The 25,027-nt window shown below is 62.5% G+C and carries 18 protein-coding genes, 3 pseudogenes and 1 other annotated feature; of the genes and pseudogenes, 12 read left to right on the forward strand and 9 right to left on the reverse strand.

Annotated elements, in window-relative coordinates; all coding sequences use genetic code 11:
- Nucleotides 1–18: 18 nt before the first annotated feature.
- Both ACVWYO_RS23695 and ACVWYO_RS23700 read right to left on the reverse strand, forming a co-directional pair.
- Entirely contained in the window at nt 19–1,653 is a 1,635-nt protein-coding gene (locus ACVWYO_RS23695) for an FAD-dependent monooxygenase (protein ID WP_457355388.1), read from the reverse strand.
- 161 nt (nt 1,654–1,814) lie between these two features.
- The gene (locus tag ACVWYO_RS23700; RefSeq protein WP_457355390.1) at nt 1,815–2,759 is read right to left on the reverse strand and encodes a LysR substrate-binding domain-containing protein; all 945 of its coding nucleotides are present in this window, start codon (nt 2,757–2,759) and stop codon (nt 1,815–1,817) included.
- Between the two features lie 152 nt (nt 2,760–2,911).
- On the opposite strand from ACVWYO_RS23700, the gene ACVWYO_RS23705 reads away from it, so the two are divergent.
- The 7 genes from ACVWYO_RS23705 (at nt 2,912) to ACVWYO_RS23735 (ending at nt 10,207) form a co-directional block, all read left to right on the forward strand.
- Nucleotides 2,912–4,030 carry an amidohydrolase family protein gene (locus ACVWYO_RS23705; protein WP_457355392.1) on the forward strand — a complete coding sequence of 373 codons (1,119 nt, stop codon included), beginning with the start codon at nt 2,912–2,914 and terminating at the stop codon, nt 4,028–4,030.
- Nucleotides 4,031–4,082: 52 nt separating this feature from the next.
- The gene (locus ACVWYO_RS23710) at nt 4,083–4,937 is read left to right on the forward strand and encodes a fumarylacetoacetate hydrolase family protein (RefSeq protein WP_457355394.1); all 855 of its coding nucleotides are present in this window, start codon (nt 4,083–4,085) and stop codon (nt 4,935–4,937) included.
- Between the two features lie 10 nt (nt 4,938–4,947).
- The gene (locus ACVWYO_RS23715) at nt 4,948–5,910 is read left to right on the forward strand and encodes a VOC family protein (protein WP_457355396.1); all 963 of its coding nucleotides are present in this window, start codon (nt 4,948–4,950) and stop codon (nt 5,908–5,910) included.
- A 298-nt stretch (nt 5,911–6,208) separates the two neighbouring features.
- Nucleotides 6,209–6,976: a c-type cytochrome gene (locus ACVWYO_RS23720; protein ID WP_457355398.1), complete on the forward strand. Its 768-nt coding sequence runs from the start codon at nt 6,209–6,211 to the stop codon at nt 6,974–6,976.
- A 58-nt stretch (nt 6,977–7,034) separates the two neighbouring features.
- Nucleotides 7,035–7,910, forward strand: coding sequence for a peptidylprolyl isomerase (locus ACVWYO_RS23725; RefSeq protein WP_457355400.1), 876 nt, complete (start codon nt 7,035–7,037; stop codon nt 7,908–7,910).
- Nucleotides 7,911–7,915: 5 nt separating this feature from the next.
- Nucleotides 7,916–9,103: a HupE/UreJ family protein gene (locus ACVWYO_RS23730; RefSeq protein ID WP_457355402.1), complete on the forward strand. Its 1,188-nt coding sequence runs from the start codon at nt 7,916–7,918 to the stop codon at nt 9,101–9,103.
- A 171-nt stretch (nt 9,104–9,274) separates the two neighbouring features.
- Nucleotides 9,275–10,207 (forward strand): MBL fold metallo-hydrolase, encoded by a 933-nt coding sequence (locus tag ACVWYO_RS23735; RefSeq protein WP_457355404.1) that lies wholly within the window; start codon nt 9,275–9,277, stop codon nt 10,205–10,207.
- Between the two features lie 27 nt (nt 10,208–10,234).
- Here the strand turns inward: ACVWYO_RS23735 and ACVWYO_RS23740 are convergent, their stop codons facing one another.
- The 3 genes from ACVWYO_RS23740 to ACVWYO_RS23750 form a co-directional block, all read right to left on the reverse strand.
- Entirely contained in the window at nt 10,235–12,379 is a 2,145-nt protein-coding gene (locus ACVWYO_RS23740) for a TonB-dependent receptor (protein WP_457355406.1), read from the reverse strand.
- A gap of 140 nt (nt 12,380–12,519) precedes the next feature.
- Complete coding sequence (locus ACVWYO_RS23745; protein WP_457355408.1) at nt 12,520–13,845, reverse strand: helix-turn-helix domain-containing protein; 1,326 nt, start codon at nt 13,843–13,845, stop codon at nt 12,520–12,522.
- A 138-nt stretch (nt 13,846–13,983) separates the two neighbouring features.
- Nucleotides 13,984–15,459, reverse strand: coding sequence for an aldehyde dehydrogenase family protein (locus tag ACVWYO_RS23750; protein ID WP_457355589.1), 1,476 nt, complete (start codon nt 15,457–15,459; stop codon nt 13,984–13,986).
- Between the two features lie 156 nt (nt 15,460–15,615).
- Here ACVWYO_RS23750 and ACVWYO_RS23755 point away from each other — a divergent pair, with 156 nt between their 5' ends.
- Both ACVWYO_RS23755 and ACVWYO_RS23760 read left to right on the forward strand, forming a co-directional pair.
- The gene (locus tag ACVWYO_RS23755; protein WP_457355410.1) at nt 15,616–16,731 is read left to right on the forward strand and encodes an iron-containing alcohol dehydrogenase; all 1,116 of its coding nucleotides are present in this window, start codon (nt 15,616–15,618) and stop codon (nt 16,729–16,731) included.
- A gap of 88 nt (nt 16,732–16,819) precedes the next feature.
- Nucleotides 16,820–17,731, forward strand: a complete 912-nt coding sequence (locus ACVWYO_RS23760) for a MarR family winged helix-turn-helix transcriptional regulator (RefSeq protein ID WP_457355412.1) — start codon at nt 16,820–16,822, stop codon at nt 17,729–17,731.
- Between the two features lie 12 nt (nt 17,732–17,743).
- Here the strand turns inward: ACVWYO_RS23760 and ACVWYO_RS23765 are convergent, their stop codons facing one another.
- Together ACVWYO_RS23765 and ACVWYO_RS23770 are read right to left on the reverse strand one after the other, a co-directional pair.
- Entirely contained in the window at nt 17,744–19,168 is a 1,425-nt protein-coding gene (locus ACVWYO_RS23765) for an MFS transporter (protein ID WP_457355414.1), read from the reverse strand.
- Between the two features lie 155 nt (nt 19,169–19,323).
- Nucleotides 19,324–20,061: a class I SAM-dependent methyltransferase gene (locus ACVWYO_RS23770; RefSeq protein ID WP_457355416.1), complete on the reverse strand. Its 738-nt coding sequence runs from the start codon at nt 20,059–20,061 to the stop codon at nt 19,324–19,326.
- A gap of 375 nt (nt 20,062–20,436) precedes the next feature.
- On the opposite strand from ACVWYO_RS23770, the gene ACVWYO_RS23775 reads away from it, so the two are divergent.
- A protein-coding gene (locus tag ACVWYO_RS23775; protein ID WP_457355418.1) for an IS3 family transposase occupies nt 20,437–21,665 on the forward strand; the annotation gives its coding sequence in 2 pieces (ribosomal slippage) (nt 20,437–20,725 and nt 20,725–21,665; 1,230 coding nt in all).
- Nucleotides 20,718–20,834, forward strand: a sequence feature (AL1L pseudoknot). Its footprint overlaps the gene before it by 117 nt.
- A 247-nt stretch (nt 21,666–21,912) precedes the next feature.
- Here ACVWYO_RS23775 and ACVWYO_RS23780 read toward each other — a convergent pair.
- A complete protein-coding gene (locus tag ACVWYO_RS23780) occupies nt 21,913–22,674 on the reverse strand; it encodes an alpha/beta hydrolase (RefSeq protein ID WP_457355420.1) in 762 nt (253 codons plus the stop codon).
- A 190-nt stretch (nt 22,675–22,864) separates the two neighbouring features.
- Between ACVWYO_RS23780 and ACVWYO_RS23785 the strand changes: the two are divergent.
- Both ACVWYO_RS23785 and ACVWYO_RS23790 read left to right on the forward strand, forming a co-directional pair.
- Nucleotides 22,865–24,133, forward strand: a pseudogene (locus ACVWYO_RS23785) (IS1380 family transposase); the annotation flags it as partial.
- Between the two features lie 72 nt (nt 24,134–24,205).
- Nucleotides 24,206–24,573 (forward strand): annotated as a pseudogene (locus ACVWYO_RS23790) (transposase); the annotation flags it as partial.
- A gap of 205 nt (nt 24,574–24,778) precedes the next feature.
- On the opposite strand, the pseudogene ACVWYO_RS23795 reads toward ACVWYO_RS23790, so the two are convergent.
- A pseudogene (locus ACVWYO_RS23795) lies at nt 24,779–25,021 on the reverse strand (IS110 family transposase); the annotation flags it as partial.
- Between the last annotated feature and the right edge of the window lie 6 nt (nt 25,022–25,027).

The following is a 25,027-nucleotide window of genomic DNA, read 5'->3' on the forward strand; positions in this document are numbered from 1 at the left end:
CCGCGGGCGCGACAACGATCACGCCATGGCAGGCGAAACGGCAATTCTACCCTGCCCACTGGCAAGCGCCAACGCGCCGTGCTCCCACTGGTCGCCCCGCCAGGCAACGATTTGGTCGGGCCGCACCAACGTCAGTCTGAAAGAATAGTGGTCATTGGTCTCATCCATCGTCAGGCGCACTATCCTCAACGGAATGTCACCTGCCTCCACCTTGGCTGCGGCGATGTCGGCGGCCGCCGCTTCGGGCCGCGCGATTAGGCAGAAGCCGTCGCCGAAAGCATCGTACAGCGACGTCCCGTCCCCGCGCCAAAGATGTGGTGCTAAACATCCGGGATAACTGGTCGGCACGTAGGTCCTGCTGTCTGCCGTCCGGGGACGCTCGCCATTGCCCTCCGCGATTATCGGCGAGTCGGCGTAGCATCCACCGAGCACGGTGCCGATTGTGTGAAACTCTCGTTCCTTCGCCGCCACGATCCTCTCGCCGGCTTCCGCCCGGATGAGGTCTCCGGCCGCTCCCGGTTCGGCTATGCCGTCCCGCCAGAGGTCGTTGGACAGTACGGAGTGATTGGCCGCGGCTTCGGCCATAACGTGCTCGTGGGTCGATCTGCGCTCGGGCTCGTAGCTGTCGAGCAGCGCGGGGCCGCCCCAGCCAAGCGAGACCGCAGCCAGCTTCCATCCCAGATCCACGCCGTCCGCGAGCCCCATGTTCATACCGTAACCGCCGAATGGCGGGTGCAAATGACAGGCATCTCCGATCAGGAATATGCGACGGTCCCGGTAGCTGTCCGCGATAAGGCTGCTCGCGACCCACTCGTCGCTGCTAAGGATCTCGTAGGGAAGATCGATTCCAGTCGCTTCGCGTATCATCGCGATCGCGGCTTCCTTGGTGACAGTAATGCCTTCCGGCAGTCGGGTGGGCATAAAGAACCAGATGTCGCCTTCGTCCATGGGACCGATCAGGCCAGGCATGGCGGGATTAAGCTGCCAGTACATGGAGGCGGGACCATGATCATGGGCCTGCGCCATCCCTGGCGCCCGAAACACGATGTTGTAATTGCGGGACAGCCCGTAGGTTCCGGACATAGCGACGCCGATCGCCTCGCGCACCGCACTGCGTGCACCGTCGGCTCCGACGAGAAAGCGTGCTGAGACCGTCGATTCGCCACCACCGGCGACATCGCGCAGAATAATTTGGACGCCTTCGTCATCCTGCACGGCACTTACGAAGACGGTACTGAACTGGATGCGTACTGACGGCAGGCTCTCTGCATGCTCCCGCAACACCTGTTCCAGCTTGTACTGGGGTATCCATTGTCCGTGCTCGGGGTAGCGATCATCCCGATTCGGCGCGCAGTTGGACGCGTTGGGTATCCGCGCCACCATCGGTCCTGCGAGCTTGGTGACGAACAATACGTTGGTCGGATAATCGATGCCGAACGGGGAGGCTGCGGCCAGCCGATCGGCGATCCCCCAGCGACGCAGGTGCGTGCGTGTGCGGACGTTGGTCGTCTTCGCGCGTGGGGCATATCCCACGCGGTCGTTGCGTTCGACAACGACGCATTCGACGCCGCGCATACCAAGTTCGATCGCGAGAGCGAGGCCGCTCGGGCCCGCCCCTACGATCACCACAGACGTATCCTGAATGCCCACCATTGCCCGCTCCCGATCCGTTGTCCGGCGGTCGCACGACTTTCCAGCCGTCATGCGCCAAGACGTCTAGGACTAAGTTGCGCAGAGAGTCTCGACACGATGGCAAAACGCGTCGAGCGAGAGCGTATCGGTTATCGTCGGTAAAGTCGCCGCGGACTTCGCGGTTAGAGTGGTCCGCTACTCGGGTTGGCCAATTCCTGATCGCGACGATGCAGATAGCTGGAGGCGGCGCGTCGCATCAGGTCACAAAACAATTCGGCTACTGGTGTGAGCGGCATGTCCCGCCGACGGACGATGCAGATGGGTACGCCCGGCAGCGGCTCGTCAAGGCGCACGGCCTCGATCACGTTGGCGATCAAGGGGAGGTCGATCCATTGCTGCGGGAGCACGGTCATCAGGTCAGAGGTTATTATCGACAGGAGGGTCACCATCGCCGAGCGAGCATGAAGTGCGACTTTGGGCGGAGCGAGTCCCTGCTCCTTGAAGAGCAGATCGAAGTCCACCTCCGTATTGCCGCCGGACAGGACAGGACGGATCCATTCGGCGCCGGCGAGTTCTCGAAGCGTGAGTGCGCCCGCGAGCGGATGGCCTTTGCGCGCCAACACGATCCTGCGGTTGTCGAACAGCTTCTCCACTGCAAACTGCTGCGACGCCGCGCTGATGTCGACCGGGCCCACGTAAAAGTCGACAGCGCCGGAAAGAACCTCAGGCTCCACGGCCTGAAAGAAGTTCTCGGCGATTTTTAGGACAACGTCAGGATACTGCTTGCGGAATGCGGCTACCGCCGATGGCATCAGGCTGAGACTGGACGCCGTCGAAAGCGATACGGAAACTTCCCCAACGTTGCGGCCCTTAAGCTGCTCGACTTCCTCGCGTGCGCGACGAAGCTCCGAATGGACAGCGCTCGCCCGGCGCACGAACGCCTGTCCGATCTCGGTAAGGCGTACGCCTTTCGCATGACGCTCGAAGAGCGTCGCGCCGAGTTCGTGCTCCATCTCTCTAATGCTACGGGTGATCGCGGGTTGGGCCACGCCGAGGTGACGCCCGGCAGCCCGCAGGCTTCCATGCTCGGCCACGGCGATCACGTCACGCAGATGATTCAATTTCACGCTTGTACCAACCTCTCCGGTCTATCGGGAAGAGGACATAGGACCGCCATGCCAAGCGGGCAACGCGATAGTAGAAGCGGTCAGTCCGGGGGATCTACCGCATCGCTCGAATGAATTTGTTATCTCCGGACCAGCGCCGAGGTGTAGTAGCATTGACGAAGCGCAGATTGAATGGCGCATTTCTGGAGGGATCAATCGATGAACGTTTCATTGCCGCGGAGAGGGCAAATTTCAGTTGCAAGCCGCGCGGGCTTGAACCGCTGATGCGCCTGATCGCCACGGAAGAAGCGTTTGCGCCTGTCGAGTACATCGACGAGTATATCAAACTGACGAAGCACCTCGACTCCGCGCCGGCGCGGTACCTGTCGATCTACTACAGTCGACCCGAAGCGGTGCGGCAATTGACCGACCTCGATTTCCGTCTTGGCGAAATGGACGAGTTCGGCGTGGACATGCACCTGCTTAGTATTACGTCGCCAGGTGTGCAGGCATTCGACGCCGGCCTCGGCTCCGAACTCGCAACGCTTGCCAACGACCGGTTGGCGGAAGCGATCGCGCGGCATCCGACGCGGTTCGCCGGTCTGGCGGCGGTGGCGCCGCAGGACCCGGCGCGCGCTGCGCGTGAAGTTTATCGCAGCAACCGCGACCTCAAGCTCGGCGGGATCATCATCAACTCGCACACTCATGGTGAGTATCTCGACGATCCGAAATTCTGGCCAATCTTCGAAGCGGCGGTGGCGTGCGATGCTCCGGTCTATATCCATCCCGCTTTCCCATCAGAGGCGATGATCAAGCCTTATTCGGACTATGGCATGATGGGCGCGCTTTGGGGCTTCGGCGCCGACGCCTCGGTGCACGTGGTGCGTATGATCCTCGGCGGCGTGTTCGAGACTTTCCCAACGCTGCAGATCGTGTTGGGCCACCTGGGTGAAGGGCTGCCGTTCTGGCTGGGGCGGCTCGATAACCGCTACCAGAACATCCTGCGGCGCGGCGGCCTAGAGCCATTGGGCATGAAGCGGCTTTCGCGCCTGCCGTCGGAATATTTTCGGACCAATTTTCACATCACTACTAGCGGGATGATGAGCAATCCACCGCTGCAATTCTGCCTCGACATGTTCGGGAGTGATCGCATCCTCTTCGCGGTCGATTACCCCTACGAGCAGACTGCCGAGGCGGTGCCGTTTATTCGCGCCGCGCCGCTCGACGACCACGCGATGCGGAAGATAACCCACCAAAATGCCGAGAGTCTGTTCGGGATCGCTCCGTTGTAACGAATGGCGAATATCATGGAACACGGCATCGAAGCATACGAAAGGATGAGACGTGAAGTTAGTCAGGTATCGGCAGGGCAGTGAAGTTCAGGTCGGCGCGGTCAAGGACGATGGCGTCGTGCCGTTGGCCGCGCTTGGTTTTTACACGATGAAGGCGGTTATTGACGGCGGCTTTGAAGCGCTCGAGAAGATACGATCGCACATCGAGACCGCTTGTACGGTTGTCGCGCTGGCCGACGTGGAACTGCTTGCCCCGATCGAGCGGCCGGGGAAATATCTGGCGATCGGTATGAACTACGCCAAGCACCTTGAAGAGGCGGACAAGCTTGGGGTCGCGCGCGCCAAGCATCAGACTTGGTTTAACAAGCAGACGACCTGTCTAGCCGGTCCTTATGATCATATCGAACCCGGTGTGACGGAGAAGCTGGACTACGAAGTGGAGCTGGCGGTGGTGATTGGCGCCCCGGCGAAGCACGTGAGTGAGGCGGACGCGAAGGACCACGTGTTCGGCTATACGGTCGCCAACGACGTTTCGGCTCGGGACTGGCAATTCCACACCCCCACCTTCACGATGGGTAAGTCTTTCGACACGCATGGGCCAATCGGTCCCTGGATCGTCACCGCCGACGAACTGCCAGATCCCCACAATCTGGACCTGCGTGCCTATGTGAATGGCGAGCTTAGGCAATCGAGCAATACCGGCCTGATGGTCAATGACCTTTGGAAGCAGATTGCGTACCTTTCGACGGCTTTCACGCTCGAGGCAGGCGATCTGATCGCAACAGGTACCCCGGAGGGCGTCGGCATAGGGATGGATCCGCAACAGTTCCTGCAGCCGGGCGATATCGTCCGTTGCGAAATCGACGGGATCGGGGCCATCGAAAACCGGGTCGCCGATCCAGCCTGAGGAGATAGAGATGGCCGTTCTTGGCGCATTGTCGATGACGCTGGAAGTTCCGGACGTGACGCCGGGTGTGCGGTTTTATACCGATGCGGGGCTCGTCGCCGACGTCGATGGCGACGTTGCCCGCATCCGGTGCGAGGGCCAAGATCGCGACTCGATCGTTCTCCTGGGTGGATATGCACGCAAGCGCCTGCATCACATCTCCCTGCGCGCCGAGGATTTGGATGGCATCGCCGCCGCCGTGCCGGTGCATGGCGGCAAGCTGGTCGCCGCCCCGGCGGGCTTCGAGGACAACGGGCTCTGGATTGAAGATCCGCATGACATGCTGATCCACCTTTCCGAGCAGCGGGCCGACGCGGAGCTCGTTGCGGCCGAGACGTCGTTCGAGGTAAACGCGCCTGGACGGATCGTACGCAAGCGCCGCTCAGCCGTCCTCCCTCATAGCGCCTACCCTCCGGCCAAACCGCTTCGGCTCGGCCACATCCTGGTGTTCAGTCCGAACGTGCCGGAAAGCGTCGAATTTGTGACCAAAGCATTGGGGATGGGGCTTGCTGACCAAGCACAGGACATCATCGCCTTTACCTGCGCGACGAAGGACTCGGACCACCATGTCGTCGCCTTTGCCAAGTCGCCCGGGGTCGGCTTCCACCATGCTAGCTTCCAAGTACAGGATCCCGACGAGGTCGGTCGTGGCGGCCAGGCGTTGCTGGCTAAGAGCCGGCGCGGCGACTGGGGCTTCGGTCGACATACGATCGGGTCCAACTTCTTTCACTACATCCAGGATCCGTGGGGATCGTGGTTCGAGTATTTCTCTGACATGGATCACATCGACGACCACGCTTTGTGGACGCCGACCAACTACGCTATGGAGGACAGTCTCGCGAGCTGGGGGCCAGAAGTGCCACACGATTTCGTCCACAATTACGAGGTGGACGATCAGCCGTTCGCGGTCGAGCCAGCAGTGGTGAAGGTTTGATCCGACCGGTCGATGGCGCCAGCCATAGAACGGACTGCTGTTCGCGCTGAAACGAGCTCTGGCCGACATTGCGAGTAAGACAGTCAGAGATGCGCTGGGTTTCCCGACCGGCATGCCCTGCAGCCCTCATGAGCGACGGTCGCCGAAAGCTCGATCAACCTAATGTAACGATCCGCGAACGGTTCCGAAACCGTGAAAGTGTTGCCGGACCGAGGCAGGTGCAACAGTCCGTTCCCGCCGCGTCCGTGGAGGGTGATGGCTCAATTGGCGGACGGCCGCTCGCTTGCAAAGGAGATCGATGAGCCCCTCGCTGCGCCTGATGACGATGCTGAGCGTATCGACCGCCCTGCTGGGCACGGTCGTCGCCGCAGCGATCACGACGCAGGATCGCCACGCCCGCGAACAATTGATGCGGGTCGATCCCGAGACGATCCTCGACCGCCCGGCGCTCGCTCGCACGGCTCTGACGCTGGGGAAGGCGGGGTTCAAGCGGCATTGCGCATCATGTCACCGCGACGGAAGCCCGGATCAGGGGCGAGGCGTACCGGATCTGACCGACCAAGACTTCCTCTACGGCACCGGAAAGGTGGCCGAGATCGAGCAGATCGTCCTCCACGGCATCCGCTCCGGCGATCCACGGGGATGGCAGCTCGCCTCCATGCCGGCCTATGCGCACGCCAAACCCTATGCGCTCGAGCCGATCCCGCCGATGACGCCCGGCCAGATACGCGACGTCATCCAATTTCTACAGCTTAAGCATGGCGCGGAGACCGATGCGGCAGCGGCAGCGCGCGGTGCGAAGCTGTATGCCGGGAGCGGGGGATGCTACGACTGTCATGGCGACGATGCGGCCGGCGACGAGGCCGTCGGGGCACCCAATCTGCTCGACGACGCTTGGCTGTACGGCGGCACGCCGGCAGCGCTCGAGCTTACGATCCGCGAGGGGCGGGGAGGGAAAAGCCCCGCCTATTCCCGGATCCTGACGGCGGTGGAGGCGCGCACGATCGCCGTATACACCGCGTCGCTGTCCCGGCCCGGCCAGCGGGAGCCCACCGACCGTGACTGATTCAGCGCAACCTGCACCTACTTCCGATCCGACTCATGGGGCGGGTCAGAAACGCGACATGTGGTCGCTCGCTCGACCCGGCGCGCGCCGCTCGCTGCTGCTGTGTGCGTTCGGCGCGCTGCTCGGCCTGGCGATCGCGGGACTTGGTCTGTTTACGGCCAAAGGCACTCGGACGTCGTACGTACCGGCGGAGGATGTTGCACTCGTCAACCAGGTCCCGATCCTCATGAGCGATTACATCGGGCAGCTCCGGGCGTTGTACGACGTGTCTCTCGATCAGGCGACCCCAGCGCAGAAGCACAAGACTCTGGACGACATGATCCGCGAGGAGCTCTACGTGCAACGCGGCGTCGAACTCGGTCTCCAGTCCGACACGATCGAGGTCCGGCAGGCTCTCGTCGGCGCCGTTGAGGCGCAGAGCGCGGCGGACGCCGTTATAGCGCAGCCCAGCGAGCAGGATCTGCAGAATTTCTACAATCACAACCGGGGGGTGTTCGAGAGCGAAGGGGTAATTGAGGTCGCGGATCACGTCCTGCATCGCGATGCCACAACCCGCGAAATCGACGCGGCAGTCGCTGGTCTGCGTAGTGCCGGACTGGACGATGTCGCGGCGAATCGGGCTGCTCCACATTCAGGGCGTATGGCGGGCGGAGACGAATTCTACTTTGCCGCGCGAATTCATCTCGGTAATCGGCTGTTCGCCGTCGCGCGGGCACTGAAGGCGGGTGACGTCTCAGTACCGGTCAGGTTACCTGACGGCGTTCACCTTCTGGTGATCCGAAAGAACATCGTCCCCGTTGCGGAGCCCTTCGCGGACGCACGTGACAAGGTCCTTGCGGCTTTCATCGACGTACAGACCAAGCAGCTCACCGGCGCCAATGAGCGCTTCCTGCGCAAGCGTGCGGACGTGCAGACGGCCGAGGGCTATCAGTGAAATGGATGATCGCCTTTCTGCTTACATATAGCCTATTCTTCGCGATGCCTGCGGCGGCACATACGCGCAGCGAGTCGCATGGCGCATGGACTATCGACGGGTCAGTCGTGCACCTCAACTTCAGCGTCGCCGACGTCGAGGCAAAGAGGATCATGCGCGACGGAAGTCGGCCTGATGACCGGGCGCTGCTCACGTACTTGCGCGCGCGGCTGGGTGTCGATGCCGGGGGACAGGCGTGCAAGCTGGCCGCGCCGCCGCGCATGCTGATCGCGGCACCCGGGTTTCGCCGCGCCGAGTTCGAGTATGCCTGCTTATCCGTCGACAAGATGCGGCTGCGTGATGCTGCCTTCTTCGATCTGGTGCCGACCCACGTCAACTTCGCGCAGATCCAGCGGCCTGACGGGGATTTCATCGAGCAGCTCATCACGGCCGACGACCCGGGCATCGACTTGGGAAGCGCCAATGGGGCGGGACTGGAGAGCGCCAGTCTGCTTCGCTTCATCGGCATGGGTATCATGCACATCTTCACGGGGATCGATCACATGTCGTTCCTTCTGGGGCTGGTGCTGATCTCGCGACGGCTACGCGACCTCGTGTTCGTGGTCACCGGCTTCACTATCGGGCACAGTCTGACGTTGGCGCTAGCAGTGACGGGCGTCATTCGCCCGCATGCGGAATTCATCGACGCGCTGGTGGCGCTCACTATCGCCCTGATCGGCGCGGAGAATGTTTCCGTAGCGTCCGGCCGCCCGGGTACCGTTGCGTTGTGGACGGGGGGAAGCCTGGCGCTGATGGCGGCGTTACGCCTGTTCGGGATCGGGCTACTTCCACCGCTGCTGCTGGTCGGTTCGGCGATTTTCTCGGCCAATTACATTATGGTTTCTGGGCACTTGCGCGATGCGGGCCGCATTCGGCTGGTGGTGACGCTCGTCTTCGGACTGATCCACGGGTTCGGGTTCGCGGCGGATCTGCTGGAAAGCCGACTGCCGCCGCAGAAGCTCGCCGAGATCCTGGTCGGCTTCAACCTGGGTGTCGAGATCGGGCAGTTGACGATCGTGCTATTGCTCACGGGTTTCGTGATAGCGCTGCGGCGAGTCCACTTGACGATTCCCCGGTCTATCACCGTGGACGTCTGCGCCGCAGGACTTGTCGCGGTGGGGACGTACTGGTTCCTGGGGAGGAGTTTCGCCTGAACGCGTTGACTTCCCTAGGCCGCAAGGACGCCACCTCCAATGGTTGCGGGGGCTGGATCGAGAGAACCGTAACTCCTGCGGGCGACCCACCTTTTTAAGTGGGTTTGACGAGCTGACAGCAAGATTTGGGGTCGCGGCCCCAATACGGCATAAAAGAAAAGGAAATGAGAGATGTTGGTGAATAATGGAGTCCGACTAACGCTGGCGCTGATCGCACTGGCGTCCGCCCCCGCTGCCGCGCAGCAGGGTCCCGGCCCCGTCACGCTCGCGGTCCATCACCTCAAGGGAGGCGCGTACTGGGTCAGCGGCGGCCGATCCAACTCGGGATTCGTGGTCGGGGACACGGGAGTCGTTGTGATCGACGCGCAGTACACGGCCGACGACGCGCGCAAAGAGCTGGCGCAGATCGCGACCGTGACGCCGAAGGCGGTCAACACCGCCATCCTGACGCACGCCGATCCCGATCATATCGGCGGGGTCCCCGGCCTTCCGGCCGGCACGGCCGTCATCGCGCAGGAAAACGCTCGCGCGGAGATCCAGGCCAGTGCCGCCGCGCAGGACGGCGGACCGGTCAACGGGCCGCTATACCGCAATCTCGCGGCCGGCTACCTGCCCGCGCGCACGATCGGGGCGACGGAGGCTATGACGCTGGACGGAGTGCGGATGGTGCTCATGTACGTTGCGCCCGCGCACACTAGCGGCGATCTAATCGTGTATCTTCCGGCGCAGAAGGTCGTCTACGGCGGCGATATCGTCACCACCAACATCGGCCGGTTCCCTGTCGTGCACATCGGCGGGTCGTCTCTTGGCTGGATGGAAGCGGTTCGCGCGATCTTGGCGCTCAAGGCCGAAACGATCGTCTCAGGCCACGGCGAAATCGAGAGCCGAGCGCAGCTTGAGGCGCGGTTGCGCGATGCGGAGCAGCGGCGCGAGCAGGTGAAGGCGATGGTCTACGCCGGCAAGTCTGAGGCTGAGGTTGTCCAAGCGCTGCCCGAGGTTGGCTCGAGCCCGATGTTTCCGAGCTACACACAGACGGTTTATCGTGAGATCGCCAGCGGCTATCCGCCCGCCAGCCCCCCGTGGCAGAACCTAGTTCGTCGCTGAGGCTTCGTGAAATCCCCTGGCGCCAAGTCAGAACGTCTTGCTCAGCGAGAATCGCGCGGAGCGCGGCTCCAGGGGATGCACTTGATAGCCGGCCACCCCCTCGGCCGGTTCGCCGGGAAGGCGCGTGGTGTAGTAGTAGTCGGCGGCATCGTCGTGGCTCTGGAAGAGGTTGAAGATGCTGATCGCGACACTGAAACCGCCAGGCAGGGCGTAGTGGACGTCGAGGTTCCACTCGCTGTAGCCCCCGTCGGTCGGATCGCGGGGGCCATCGGTCAGCGAGTGGGTGCCGAGCCGTCGCCACTGCAGCCCGCCCGACCACCGGCCCAGACCGTTCACCAAGACGCCAGCCGAATAGATGAAGTCGGGTGCATCGGCGATGTACGGACCTCTCAGATTGAAGTCGGCGAGGTTGGCGCCGCGGTAGCGCGGCTGTGAGAAGGCGAGGTCGGTGTTGAGTTCCAGCCAGCGCACGGGATGGTATTGCGCCGATACCTCCACTCCGCGGCGCCGGCTGGGGGCACCCGCTTCGTCCTGGCCGATGTCGGCATTGTAGGCCAGCTCGGATCCGAAATCCTGCTGGAACGCCGCGAGCTGGAACTGCAGCCGCGGCATGATGTCACTGCGAAGTCCGACCTCGTAACCGTTGGTAGTGGCGAGCAGCGGGGTGGGTCCGCTTGCGAGCGGGGCACCCTGCTGCGGCACCGTGCCGAACACGCCGCGCACGTCATTCGAATGAAAGCCTCGACCGTAGCTGAGATAGAGCTCGGTCTTGGCCCACGGCCCTAGTATCAGGCTCGCCTTCGGCTGGGTCAGCCATTCGTGCCCGCGCCCCCCAGTTCCGGTGGTGATGCTCGTGTCGGTTGCGGCATAATATTCCTCGCGCAGCCCCAGCACCGCGCGGAGCCACGGCGTCGGGCGGAAGGTGGCCTGGGCGTATGGCGCGAGGTCAAGGAGGTGCGCCCGGTCCGCGGTGCAGTAGCCGCCCACCGTTGGGAAAACGAGCGCCGACCCGTCCGCTTGTTCGAATTCGCAATAGGGTAGGGTGGTCGTTCGGCCGACGGTGTGGCGGCGGTCGGCGAACACGGTGTCGTACCGCGCTTGCAGTCCGAGCGTCAGATCGGCGCCGATGGCACCCAACTTCCCCTTCAGCGTGTAGGCGAGCGCACCGCCCACGGTGGTGCGGGTCTCGTTTTGCTCCTCCTGATCGCCATTCACGGGATCGTCGAGATAGTGCGTGAAGTTGTTCCAGAGCGTCATCGTGCTATGGATGCCGTACAGGCTTGCCGCAAACCGGCCGGAGCCGAGCGACTTGTCGATATGCGCGGATAGGCTGTAGCGCATCGATCGGCTCGCGTCGCTTGGATCCAGCGTGCCGAACGGGCTTATCAGCCCGCTCTGGATGGCGCGCAGAGGCTGATCTGTCGTAAGTAGGCCTGTGCTCTGGTAGAACATGCCCGTTATGCTGAGGCCATCGCTTTTCCCGCCTCGGCTGTAACGCAACACTGCGTTCACTTTGCGGAAGTCCTGCCCTGGTTCCCACGGGCCACTATAGTGACTGACCTCCGCGGCACCGAGCAGCCGCTGGCCGCCCGAGAAACGAAGCGTTTGCGTGGCCACGGCCGACTGGTAGCCCTCCGTACCGATCGTCACTGTCGCCTGGGTCTGGAGTTCGTTCTCCAGCCCGGCATGCGAGGAGGCGACCGACCCAAAGTCTCCGATGCCGGCGTAATATGGACCCTTGGTGTAGTCGATTCCGGCGACGGTGACAGGCATCAGGAAGGCTAGGTCGGTATAGCCCTGGCCGTGGGTGTTGGTCGGGCGGTTCACCGGCATGTCGTCGACGAACACCGCGAAGTCGGTGCCGTGGTCGAGATTGTATCCGCGGATAAGATACTGGTTTGCCTTGCCCTCGCCCGAGTGGACCGTGACCACGAGGCCGGGAATGCTTTCGAACAGTTGGCCAGGCCGGTAGACGGGCCGTAGCGAGACCTCCTCACGCGTGATCGTCCCTTGGCTGGCAGTCGTCGCCTGTCCGAGGAGGTCTGTGCGCGACGCAGTGACGATTATGTCTTGATTCGCGTCGGACGCCTGCGGGGAGGGGACCTCCTGCGCCTGAGCGCAGAGCGGGATATGCGCGGCGAGGAGCGCTGCGCCAGCGAGCGATAGATGCATTGTACTCTCCTGACGCGCGACATTGCTCGCCCCGTCGAAGAGGTATCCCGGGTCCCAGCTCGGCGGCAGGTTGCGAACCGTTTTTCAACGTTCACCGGTCGATGCGCGAGGTTCGGTGGTGATCCGCAGGCGCCTGGCTATCATCGTGTCGATGACGTTTCGAGCGCATCTGGAAAACGTTGGCTCCGCCGTCCCGACCAGTCGATCTCGCCCCGTCTCGGAGAAAGTACGATCAGCCGCGCACGCAGCCCCACGTTGCGCAGGCTCTCCACGGCCACCAGCGCCTCGAACGCCGTGCCCGGCGTTATCGACTGGGTTGCAGCCGCCAGACCGTCCGGTCTGGTCGCGTAGTCCGCCGCTTGCATCAGCGCGGCATCGCGCGTGCCCGCGATCACCGTGATCCAATTGCCCGACACCCCTGTAAAGCACGTGATTAGCGCATAGTCCTGAGTTGAGTTCGAAGCGGTTTCGTCAAGATGGGAACCCGCCATGTAGCTTTTCCCGGTCCGGCGATCGACGATCTCGTCGTATGAGCCTCCAATTTTGAAACGCGAGTTGCTGAATACCGGGTCGCGCAAGGGGCCGAGCGCACTGAGATAGCCGAGATAGACTAAGTTGGTGAGCTTGAGCATCTCCGGGGAGAGCTGAGACGCAGGGACGACGAAGTCCCGGCTCGTGGTTCGGTCGTCGCTCCTGACGACTGGTACGACCGCGCGCAGTGCGCCGCCGGTCCCGAGCGGCAGATAGTCGAGCCCCAGATCGACGTCGCTAGGTGCCCGTTCGGGGTTTTGGGATAGAAACTGTCGAAGGTCCTGCGGCGAATTGACATCGAATCGGCGAACGAGCTGCGCGATGTCTCCGTCGGCATCACGCTCGCCAAAGATGTAAAAGTCACCGAGCACGATCGCGAGCTTTCGCCCGTTGGTGAGCGCCGGTTGCCAGGCGGCGCTGGCCCGCACCACCCGGAGGGAGGCGTCCGGACGCCGGGCCAGCCACCACGTGGTGGAAGCGACGAGCAGCAGAAGCAGCAACAGACCGGCCGAAGCCAGAAGCACCTGCGAGAAGGGACGAATCGTGCCACCGGCGCTAAGATTATCGACATGTCCTGTCGTTTCGACCGAACTTGCGCTCTTGCGCATCGGCTCGAGCGCCAGCCGGTACCCGCCTTTGGGCAGTATGACCCGTTCATCTGCATCCGCGCCCAGACCCGCGTAGTATTCGTCGAGCTTGCGGCGCAATCGGTGGATGTGGACGCGTACGGGCGAATCCTGGTCGTTCCCGACCGCCTTGCCGAAGACCTGATCTGCGATCTCGACGCCTTTCGGGATTCGTCCCTCGACGGAGCAGTCGAACAGGAACTGGAGCAGCCGGTCCAACGCCAGCGAACGGCCGAGAGCCTCGTGCGAGCGGATCGCGGATATCTGCAGGGCGAGCCGGTCGTGCTCGCACTCGATCTCGGCTGTCATGCCAGCCGTTCCCCGTCGATGATCTTCCGCGCTGATGCTACCAACTCCATTGGGCAGCTTCTAGCCGCCAACGGCACAGAAGACGAGATGGGGCCCGTCACCGGCCGGAACCGGGACGGGCCCCATCGCTGTTACGCGTCAGAACGGATAGAAGGATTTCCCGTTCGTCATCGTCACCAGTCGGGCTTCTGTGAAGTCTTCCATCGAGTAGTGGCCGGACCGGCCCCAGCCCGAGTCCTTGACGCCGCCGACCGGGAGCGACGCCTCGCTGGCCATGGTCGGCGCGTTAATGTGCACGATGCCGGTGTCGAAGCGCTGCGCCATGTCGAACGCGCGGGCATGGTCGCGCGTCATGATCGAGGCGCTGAGGCCGTACGGCGTGTCCTGAGCCGCCGCTAGAGCTTCTTCTGCGTCGTCGAATGCCTCGACCACCAGCATCGGGCCAAATGTCTCGTCGCAGCCGGTCGTGCAGACGGCGTCCTTGGGAACGTTGGCGAGGATCGTCGGTTCGAACAGTAACCCTTCGGACTTACCTCCAAGGACCAGCGTCGCGCCGCGATCTAGCGCGTCCTTTATACGGGCCGCCGTCTGGTCCACTGCAGCTTGGTTGATGAGGGGCCCGACTATCACGCTCGGGTCGGCGGGATCGCCCACTTTGAGGCAGCCTACCTTGGCTGCCAGCTTGCTCAGGAATTCGTCATGAATCGAACGGTCGACATAGATCTTGCGCGTGTTCATGCACACCTGACCCTGATGTAAAAAGGCGCCGAACGTCGCGGCCCGCACCGTCTCGTCGATGTCGGCATCCCCCATGACGATCATCGGGTTGAAGCCGCCCAGTTCCAGCACCATCCGTTTGAGCGCGCGACCGGCGCGTTCCCCCAGCATCCGTGCGGTCTTGTCGGAGCCGGTGAAGTTGATGCACCGCACCGCCTTACTTTCGAAGAACACGTCGGCGACCGCCGCAGCCTCGCCTGGCGCGTGGGTGACGAGGTTGAAGCTACCCGCCGGAAAGCCGGCTTCCTCGAGGATCTCGGCGTGGATCAGGCCTGCGGAGATCGGAGCCAGCTCGGAAGGCTTGATGACCGTCGTGTTTCCCCATGCCATCGGCAGCAGGAAGGCGCGCCACGCGAGGTAGAAGGCCCCGTTCCAGGGCGTGAACCCTGCGACAACGCCCAAAGGCTTCCTGGTCACCATCGCGACCCGGCCGGGATTGTCGGAGCGCATGACGTCGCCGCAAGGGAGGTAGCCGTAGTTCGCTGCCTGTCGCAACATGGCTGCGGACAGCCGGATCTGGAACGCGGCAAACACCCTGCTCGACCCGTTCTCGATCGCCATGATCTTGACGATCTCCTCCAGTCGTCTCTCGGTGATGTCGGCCGCCTTGAGGAACAGCCGTTGACGCTCGGCCGGCGGCATTGCCGCCCATGCCGGGAACGCCGCAGCTGCCGCGGCGACTGCCGCCTCGGCTTCCTTTCGTCCGCCCGCGGCAATGTCCGCGATGACTTCGCCGTTGAACGGGTTGATGTCGGGGAATGTGCGGCCGCCGGGCTCGGACCACTGTCCGTCAATGAAATGTGTTGTGCGGCGCCCTAACGGCTGGATCGACGTCATCTCGTTCACCACGCTCTCCTGATCGTTCGTGCCACTTCGCATGGCGGTTAATCGTCGGGTTGCCTGGCCGCTAACGGACTAGACACCGTTCGGCTTCCTTACTATTCTTGATCGCGCGTTGCAATAAGCCGGACGCGCACCGGCCGGAGGGGAAAAATGGGTCTTGCATTATCGTTGCCGAGGCTGGTGTTCGGATCCGGATCCCTTGCTGCGCTGCCGGCAGAGTTAGCGCAATTGGGCGCGCAACGTCCTCTCTTGCTAAGCGATCGTGGGCTTGAGCGAGCAGGGTCGGTGAAAGCGGTGCAGGCGGCCGCCCCCGGAATCGTCGCTACTTTCCTCGATGTGCCGGAAAACCCGACGGCGGCGGGCGCCGATGGCGCTTTGCAGGCCTATCAGGATGCGGATTGTGATTGCGTGGTGGCGCTCGGAGGCGGTTCGGTGCTGGACACCGCAAAGATCGTGGTTGCGGTAATTGGGAGCGGCCTGACCGACGCCGCAGCGCTGGTCGGCAAACCCGAACTTATCCGAGCGGTAGTCCCGCTGATCGCGATACCAACGACTGTTGGTACAGGGAGCGACAGCTCGCCGGTGGCAGGATTGCATCTCGTAACGGGCAGCCCTGTCATAGGTACCCGACACTCGCTACTGGTGCCGCGGGTGGCGCTGTGCGACCCCGACCTGGCTCGCACTCTGCCTCGCCGGCTCATCGCGGCCACTGCGATCGATGCCTTGTCGCATTGCGTGGAAGGCTTTTTCGCCGATCCACCGAATCCGGTCGCCGACGCGCTTGCGCTTGACGGTGCCGGACGGATCGTCGCCAGCATCCATGCCGCACTGGAGCCGGAAGGCGAAGCGGCGCGTGCTTCGCTGATGGCTGCAGCTTTCGCCGGTGGTGCGGCGATCCACAAGGGCCTCGGCCCAGCGCATGCCATCGCCGTGGTATGCGCCGACCAGCACGTTCATCACGGCACTTTGATCGGCATCGCATTGCCGCACACCGTCCGTCTACTCGCGCCACATCTGCCCGAGAAGTCCGCACGTCTAGCCGCCGCGCTCGGCCTCTCCGAAAGCGATGACATCGCGGACGCGCTGGCCGCGCTTGTAGTGTCGCTCGGTCTGCCCTCCACGCTGATCGACGCAGGCTATAAAATCGGCTCCCTTGACGAGATGGTCGAAGCTATCGGGCGAAGTCATTTTAACCGCACTAGCCCCTACGTGCCCACCAGCGCGGAATACCGCAGCATAATGGATCGCATAGGGTCGGCGGACTGAGGCAACGGATATTACCTGATCAATCCTCCCGCTGGTATGCTGTGGGGGAAGACTTTATGCGACCTATGTGACGATCGTATCTGCCCTCTTGACGGACGTACCTGGAACAACGCCTTTTCCGGATACGACATGGCGCGCTAGCAACCTCGGAGCGCTGCTGTTCCATGCCTCGGACCGCTGCGTCCGCGAAAAGCTCCGTGTGACGCAGGAGGGAGGATTTCTAGCCGTTTCAGCGGCTCAGCTCACGCTGTTCCATCATCTTGATTGCGCGGGCGTGCGACTCACAGTGCTCGCATCGCAGGCAAATGTGACGAAGCAGAGCATGATCGAACTCGTTGATCGAGCGGAGGCGATGGGTCTGGTTAAGCGTCGGCCCGACCCCCATGACCGACGCGCAAAGGTCGTTTACCCGACCCTCGCCGGGTCGCGGCTGCTCGCTTGTTTACGCGATGGGATTAAAGTGGCGGACCAGGACGTCCTCACCACGTTCGGCCGGCAGTTCTTGCTGGAAACGCAGAGCCGTCTTAGAGAATACACGCAAGCCGCAACGGCAGGTCCGCAACCAAAGGCTGACGATAAGGAAAGTCTGTTCGATAACCTTGGCCGGCTTTTCGGGACATCCGCTCGCCGCTTCTCACGCGAGGCGTTGAGCGTAGCGCACGGCCGCGGCTGGCACTCGGTCAATGAGGTTTCGCTCGGCCTCTACCGTAATCTTGATCTCGCGGGCGCTCGCCTGACCGACATTGCAGCGCTCGCGCGCGTTACCAAGCAGACGATGCGTGAGATGGTCGATCGGGCGGAGGGCCTTGGCTTCGTCGTGCGCCGCCAGGACCCTGCGGACGGGCGAGCCAAGACGATTGACTTTACGCAGGATGGCCTTTCGATGCTCGCCGATGTTCGTTACGGCCTTGAAGTAGCTGAAGCCCGCCTTCGCGAGCGCACCGGAGATGCTTTCGCCACACGCCTGAGGGACCGGTTGCAGGAGTTTGCGGCCCGTTGAGACTGAGAGTAGTCAGGCGATCCCGCCAACGGGATCCAGCGGCGGCTCGGCCGCGCCTTCCGCAATCGAGAATTCGGCAACGCGAAAGCTGCCGAATTGCCGACGGCAGGCCCATGTCAGCACCGCGCATCCGATACCACCGACCAGCAGGAGCGCGGCCGGGGCGATCGGCAGGCGGCTGATTGGAATGTGAAGGCCGAGAAGAACATAGCCGACGACTGGCGCGGCGAGCGCCCCGAGCCGCCCAGCCGCCTGGGTCCAGCCGGTCCCCATCGAGCGGATCGCAGTCGGATAGAGTAGACCGAGAAGCGCGGTGAGGCCCAACTGCACGCCAGTCACGCAGAATCCAGCGCCCGCGATCACCAGATTATGCATGGCAGGCGAAAGATCGGTCATCGCGATGCCGGCGACCAGCGGCGTGCCAATCATGAACATAGCTACAAGCGGAACCACGCCAAGCCTGTCGATAATAAGCAGCAGTAGGAGACCTGCAGCCAGTCCTCCGATGGAGAACAGTGACGCGCTCGCTCCTGCAGAGGCGGTGCTCGCGCCGGCCGCCTGCAGCAAAGTCGGCAGCCAGGTCAACGAGAAGAAGTTTGCCATCTGATTAGCGGCTTGGCAGATCCAAAGCATTGGCGTTACCAGCACGAGCGCCCCCGCGAACAATGGTCTCATGGAGCCCTGCGCAGAGCCGGAAGGACCGCGGTCGGCCGCAAGAAGCAGGGTACTCTCGCCGATGGCGAGATCCGGCCGCAGCCTTCGGGCTAGTCGGCGCGCCTGTGCGCCGCGATCCCCGCGCTCGACCATGAATTTGATGCTCTCCGGCATCAGCAGTGCAACCGCCAAAGCTACCGCGATCAGCGCCGACCCGCCGACTAGCGAAATTGCTTTCCAGCCATACGAAGGCACCAGAGTAGCCGCCACTCGCCCAGGCAACGCGATACCTAGCGGCACGCCGAGGCTGATGAGAATTAGCATTCGTCCCCTGATGCGCCTCGGCGTCATCTCGGCGATCAGTGATCCGACGTTGGGGAAAACGCCTCCGACCATCAGGCCGGTCAGGAAGCGCAGCACGACAAGTTCTCCAGTCGTCTGCACTCCCGTGATGATAAAGTTCAAAACGCCAATCAGACCCAAACCAACGATGATCATTGGCTTTCGGCCGAAGCGATCGCCAAGCCGGCCCATCGCAGGTCCCCCAATCATCATTCCGATGATCCCGGCAGAGAATGCTGGGACCAGGGCCGTCGGAGGTAGGTGCCACTGTTTCAAAAGCTCTGGTGCAATGTACCCCATGGAGGCGAGATCATAGCCGTCGCTTGCCATAGCGAGGATCGCGATGCCGATAATTAAAATGGTGACCGGTCCAAACCGCTGACCGTCCACAATGTTGTCTATTTGAATTTCGGCCACCCCCTGTGAGCGTTCTTTCGACATTCGATCTCTCCCTGCGACTGTTCGTCGACGACCGCCCGAACACGGGCCGGAGCAGGAGGCCGACGGGCGCTTTTCGTTGTTTGTCTAGCTCTAGCAGCCGACGCCGAAGTAGACGCACAACTGTCTTTCAGATGAAAGTGACCGCCCCGCGAACGCTATCTTTTCAGTCGCAGCATGAATCGATCGGTAACGAAGTGACCGACCTCGCTGTTCGACCCTCCCCGATTATCTTGAGGATTCCGTAATATGTCGCTTTCAGCAATCAACTTAAACCCAGCGTCTGCCAGTTCGCGCTTCGCCACGTCCTCGTCCATGCGGTGTAACGTTGAGGTAGTGCCCAGGCCCGCCCCTGGCACGGCGCTATGATCTTCTACGTAAAAAAGACCGCCGGTTTTCAAATTTCGGAAAACTGCTCTATCGAGGCCGGCGATATCGGCCGTCGGACCATTGTGAAAGTCGTGATAATTCTCAGTCGTCCAGAACATATCCGCACTTTGGGGAAGTTCCATGTGCGCATAGTCCTCGACGTTGAGGATAGTGACATTGGGATAGTTTCCGCTGATAGCCCTGAGGACGTCCATGCCGCTGGAACGCGCCCGTTGAGCTGCCGTAACGACTGCCAACACTCTTCCGTGCGGACCGACCGCCTTGGCAAGAAGGCGGGTGTAATAGCCACCCCCCGAGGCCAGTTCGGCGACCGTCATGCCAGGACGCACACCGGCGAAGAAGAGAACTTCGGCTGGCTTACGGACGCCATCCCGCACTCGATCCTGCTCCGGTCGACCAACGTCAGCGACTGCGGCAGTCATCACCGGCCGAAGTGTCTGTGCCGAAGCGAGACTTGAAAGCGCGATGGCCAGCGAAATGGCGAGGAGACAGCGAACAGGTATCATTTGCGAACCTTCTTGATCGCCTGCACCATTCTAGAGCGCCGGTGCGGCTATTGTTTTTAATAAGGATTCCAGCGGGACACGTGAGGACACGATGGCCGCCCATGTAGTCGCCGACGGGCCGGTTCATCGGGTTTAAGAAGTCGCGACCTTCGGCCTTGCTACTCAGACTACTTCAATCATCTAGTGACATGCCCACACTCTCTCCTATGCGGGAAACGCTCACGAGATACCAAAATCAAGGATGCGGTGCCATTTTGGCATCGCTCTGGCGTTATGGCGCACTTGCCAGAAGCGGACTCCGGTATCGCAACGATCGACTTAGTGAACCGCCCCGTGTTTGCCGGAGGCTCCAACTCCTGAGAAGGTGGAGCCTGTATGAGCAAGACAACGAACAAGTTTGCGCCGGAAGTCCGCGAGCGAGCGGTGCGGATGGTTTTCGATTACGAGCGGGATCACCCGTCCAGATGGGCGACCGTGGTGTCGATCGCGGAGAAGATCGGCTGCGTTCCGCAGACGCTGCATGAGTGGGTGAAGAAGGCGGAGGTCAACAGCGGCAAGCGCGCCGGTGTCCCGACCGAAGTTGCCGACAAGGTGAAGGCGCTGGAACGCGAGGTCCGTGAGTTGCGGCAAGCCAACGAGATTCTGCGCAAGGCGTCAGCATATTTTGCTCAGGCGGAGCTCGACCGCCCGTTCCGGCGATGATCGCGTTTATTGACGATCACCGCGATGCCTATGGGGTCGAGCCGATCTGCCGCGTCCTGCCGATCGCCCCATCCACCTACCACGAGCGCGTCGCGCAGCGACAGGATCCGACACGCCTGTCGGCGCGGGCGCGGCAGGATGTGGCCCTCAAGCCGGAGATCGCACGCGTGTTCGCCGAGAACTTCGCGGTCTACGGCGTGCGCAAGGTCTGGCGGCAGATGATAAGGGAGGGCGTGCCCGTCGCCCGCTGTACCGTCGCACGGCTGATGCGCGAGATGGGCTTGGCAGGAGTGATCCGGGGCAAGCCAGTGCGCACCACGATCAGCGACAAGGCAGCGCCGTGCCCGCTCGATCACGTCAACCGCCAGTTCTATGCGCCAGCGCCGAACATGCTGTGGGTGTCGGACTTTACCTACGTCGCGACCTGGGCGGGGTTCGTCTACGTTGCCTTCGTTATCGACACCTATGCTCGGCGGATCGTCGGCTGGCGTGCCAGCCGGACGGCGCACGCCAGCTTCGTGCTGGATGCGCTCGAGCAGGCGCTGCATGATCGCCGACCGGCGCATCGCGGCGGCCTGGTCCACCACAGCGACCGCGGGTCGCAATACGTGTCTATCAAGTACACCGAGCGCCTAGCCGAAGCCGGGATCGAGCCGTCGGTCGGCAGCGTCGGTGACAGCTACGACAACGCTTTAGCCGAGACGATCAACGGCCTCTACAAGGCCGAGGTCATCCATCGCCTTGGACCCTGGCGGTCCTTCGAAGCGGTGGAATATGCGACCCTCGAATGGGTCGACTGGTTCAACCATCGACGGCTGCTGGAGCCCATCGGCAATATCCCGCCTGCCGAAGCCGAAGATCAATATTATGCTGCCGCAAACAACATCGATATGGCAGCGTGACTCACAACCCCCCGCCTCCGGTAGATCCGGCGCGGTTCAATCCGGCCATGCCCAGAGATCAAAGCGGCTACGCCGCTGAAGCTACACCACGCTGAGGGACAAGATCCTTTCGTGGCGTCACCAGATGCTTCTCGACGGCCTCGGCGGAGATCCAGCACTAGAACAGCAGATGCGTCTGTGGTTTTCGCCGGCCCGTACGCGCTGGGTGACAACGATCGTGATTTCGCCGTCATCGGACGTCATCATTTTAGTTTGCCTCCCGCGCGGCGCGTTCGATCACTGACGCAACAGCCTGCGGATGAGACATGTAGACGACATGGCTGGACTTGATTTCCGTCACGGCGGATCCAGCTCGCTTGTACATCCAAAGCTCTAATGCAGGACTGATGGCGCGGTCGTCGGTCGCCACGATCGCGTAGCTCTTTTTCGCCCGCCACGCGGCGGTGGTGATTTTCTGAGTAAATACGCTGGCGTTGGTTTGAACTTGCGACGCCGCCATGAATGCTGCCTCTGCCTTGGGCACATCTCCTGCAACATCTCGGGAGAAAGCTATCGGGTCGATCGTAACATAACCGTCGCGCCATGCTTTCACGGCGGTCGGCGGGAGCAGAGCCGGCATCGACGCGCCAAGTTGCGCCACGGTCTCTCCGACATCTGGCTGGAAGGCAGCAACGTAGACAAGCGACCGGACTTTTGGATCGCCGCCGGCCTCGGTGATCAGGGCGCCGCCATAACTGTGGCCGACAAGGATGACCGGTCCATCCTGCTGATCAATGACGCGCCGGGTGGCCTGCACATCGGCGTCCAGACTCGTTAGCGGCTCCTGAACGATCGTAACCTTGAAGCCATCGCGAACCAGGATGTCGTGGACCGCGCGCCAACCCGATCCGTCAATCAGCGAACCATGGACAAGGACGATGTTGCGGGCCGGGGCTGCCAAAGCGGCAGCCGGGGATAAAAGAGCCGAACCCACAAGGAAGCTCGCAAGGATGCAATGACGATGCCGCATGATATTCCCCTGATGATCAACTACTACCGGTCTAATCGAAATGTCATTTCTACAATACCGAAAATTTTGGCGATCCTTAGCCCGGATTGTTCATCGGGAGCCCAAATCGGTGGTGGCGATCGTGGTCTAAGTCTTTGATTTGGAGTAGAGAACCATCCCTTTGCTCCCGACAGAAAGTGCCACGACCGCCATGGCCGACGATAGTGGGTTCTCCTTCACCTTCCCAGCCATTCGTGGTCGGAAAATCACCGCCGCGTTCGACGGCGGTCGGCTGACGTCGGACGGCGGCGTACTGCTGCTCGCACAGGCCGAGCGGCGGTTGGGGATCGCGGATCGGCTCGCCGCCTGCATCGCTGATCCGCGCGATCAGGGTAGGGTGATCCACCGGGTTGCCGACATCTTGCGCGCCCGCATGCTGGCGATCTCGTGTGGGTATGAGGACGCCGACGATCTTGACACCCTGCGGCATGATCCAGGATTCAAGCTGGCGCTCGGCAAACTGCCGGGTGATCCGTTCGGGCTGGCCAGCCAGCCGACGATGAGCCGGTGGGAGAATGCGCCGACTACGCGCGAGTTGATCTGTCTGACCGGTACGCTGGTCGACCTCTATTGCGCGAGCTACCCCGTGCCGCCTGCGGCGGTGACGCTCGACATCGACGATACCGTCGACGTCGTACACGGCGCGCAGCAGGTCTCCTTCTGGAACGGGCACTATGGCGAGCGCTGCTTCCTGCCGATCCATGTCTACGACACCGCTACCGGGCGGCCGGTTGCGATGCTGCTGCGCACCGGCAAAACGCCGTCGGGCAAGGAAGTCGCCGGCCATGTTCGCCGGCTCGTGCGACGTATCCGTCGCCACTGGCCCGATACCCGGATCACGCTGCGCGGCGATGGTCATTACGGTCGGCCAGAGCCGATGGCCTGGTGCGAGGCGAACGGCATCGACTACATCTTCGGGCTGCCCGGCAACCGCACGCTCCACGCCGATCCCGTCATCGTTCGGGAAGGCGATGCCTGCGCGACCGACCGGGCATTGCAGGGACTGGTCGAACTACGGCGTTACGCCGAGACGCGCTACGCTGCGAAAACCTGGGGGAATACCGAACGTCGCGTCGTTGCTCGCATCGAGGCGAGCAGCCTCGGCCTCGACATCCGCCTCGTTGTCACCTCGCTTGCCGAGGGCAGCGCTGAACGGATCTATGACACGCTTTACTGCGCCCGCGGCCAGGCGGAAAACTTGATCAAGCTGCATAAAACGCAGCTGAAGAGCGACCGAACCTCCTGCTGCTCGGCCAACGCCAATCAGATGCGGCTCATCCTTCACACCGCCGCCTACTGGCTGATGTGGGCCGTGCGGCACGCTATGCCCGCAACCGCCCCGCTTCGCACCGCCGAGTTCGCGACCATTCACCTGCGGCTGCTCAAGGTCGCCGCGCGCGTCGTCGAAGAGGTGGCTCGGCAAATCTGGACAGGCTGCTAAGTGGAGTTTCTGCCTGAAGGCGGCCAGCATGGCTGCCGAACAGGAGATCAGATGACGAAGCGAACACGCCGGAACCACAGTCCGGCCTTCAAGGCGAAGGTGGCCCTGGCTGCCGTGAAGGGCGAGAAGACGTTGGCCGAGTTGGCGCAGCAGTTCGACGTTCACCCGAACCAGATCACGACGTGGCGGGGCCAACTGCTGGAAGGGGCCGCGGGGGTTTTCGGATCGGAAGGCCATAGCGAGCCGGCCGAGCCGGCGATCGACGTGAAGACGTTGCACGCCAAGATCGGCGAACTGACGCTGGTGAACGATTTTTTGTCCGGGGCACTCGGGAAGGCGGGACTGTTGCCGAGCGCAAAACGATGATCGACCGTTCGCACGCGTTGCCGGTGACACGGCAGGCACGGGAGTTGGGGATCAGGCCCGCCGCATGATAGGCTTTCGTGGGCTGGATCTTCCAATGTCTGGGACGCAATTTGCGTGAATGGGCAACTGCAACCTGGTTACGGAATGATCCTGTCCGCGCCCCGACAGGGACGACTCGGCGCGCTCAAAGTCTGAACGCAAAGGGTAAAAGAGTTCCAGCTCGGCGCGTCACGAGTCCTTTCTGGTTTGCTGGGTCTTTCAGGCCACGGCAGGGACCGAACGGTCAAACAATTCGCCTAACATGAGCATGGTGTGCATGATCACGGCGAGCTTGCGCGCTACGGCCACGGCCGCCCGCTTGAAGCCGATTTTTGCCTTGAGCTTTAGCCCCCAGGTACGCAGCGCGCTGTCCGCCATCGTGCGTGTCAGAATCACCGTCGCCGCTTCGTACAAAAGTCCGCGCAGATGGTTGTCGCCGCGCCGGGAGATATGGCCGTCGTAGGGCTT

It is taken from the genome of Sphingomonas sp. UYP23, assembly GCF_054059235.1.

Coding starts and splice junctions, on each gene's coding strand:
- ACVWYO_RS23695 (WP_457355388.1), bottom strand. CDS start 1,653: ATGGTGGGCATTCAGGATACGTCTGTGGTGATCGTAGGGGCGGGCCCG.
- ACVWYO_RS23715 (WP_457355396.1), top strand. CDS start 4,948: ATGGCCGTTCTTGGCGCATTGTCGATGACGCTGGAAGTTCCGGACGTG.
- ACVWYO_RS23720 (WP_457355398.1), top strand. CDS start 6,209: ATGAGCCCCTCGCTGCGCCTGATGACGATGCTGAGCGTATCGACCGCC.
- ACVWYO_RS23725 (WP_457355400.1), top strand. CDS start 7,035: ATGTGGTCGCTCGCTCGACCCGGCGCGCGCCGCTCGCTGCTGCTGTGT.
- ACVWYO_RS23730 (WP_457355402.1), top strand. CDS start 7,916: ATGATCGCCTTTCTGCTTACATATAGCCTATTCTTCGCGATGCCTGCG.
- ACVWYO_RS23735 (WP_457355404.1), top strand. CDS start 9,275: ATGTTGGTGAATAATGGAGTCCGACTAACGCTGGCGCTGATCGCACTG.
- ACVWYO_RS23740 (WP_457355406.1), bottom strand. CDS start 12,379: ATGCATCTATCGCTCGCTGGCGCAGCGCTCCTCGCCGCGCATATCCCG.
- ACVWYO_RS23745 (WP_457355408.1), bottom strand. CDS start 13,845: ATGACAGCCGAGATCGAGTGCGAGCACGACCGGCTCGCCCTGCAGATA.
- ACVWYO_RS23750 (WP_457355589.1), bottom strand. CDS start 15,459: ATGACGTCGATCCAGCCGTTAGGGCGCCGCACAACACATTTCATTGAC.
- ACVWYO_RS23755 (WP_457355410.1), top strand. CDS start 15,616: ATGGGTCTTGCATTATCGTTGCCGAGGCTGGTGTTCGGATCCGGATCC.
- ACVWYO_RS23765 (WP_457355414.1), bottom strand. CDS start 19,168: ATGTCGAAAGAACGCTCACAGGGGGTGGCCGAAATTCAAATAGACAAC.
- ACVWYO_RS23770 (WP_457355416.1), bottom strand. CDS start 20,061: ATGATACCTGTTCGCTGTCTCCTCGCCATTTCGCTGGCCATCGCGCTT.
- ACVWYO_RS23780 (WP_457355420.1), bottom strand. CDS start 22,674: ATGCGGCATCGTCATTGCATCCTTGCGAGCTTCCTTGTGGGTTCGGCT.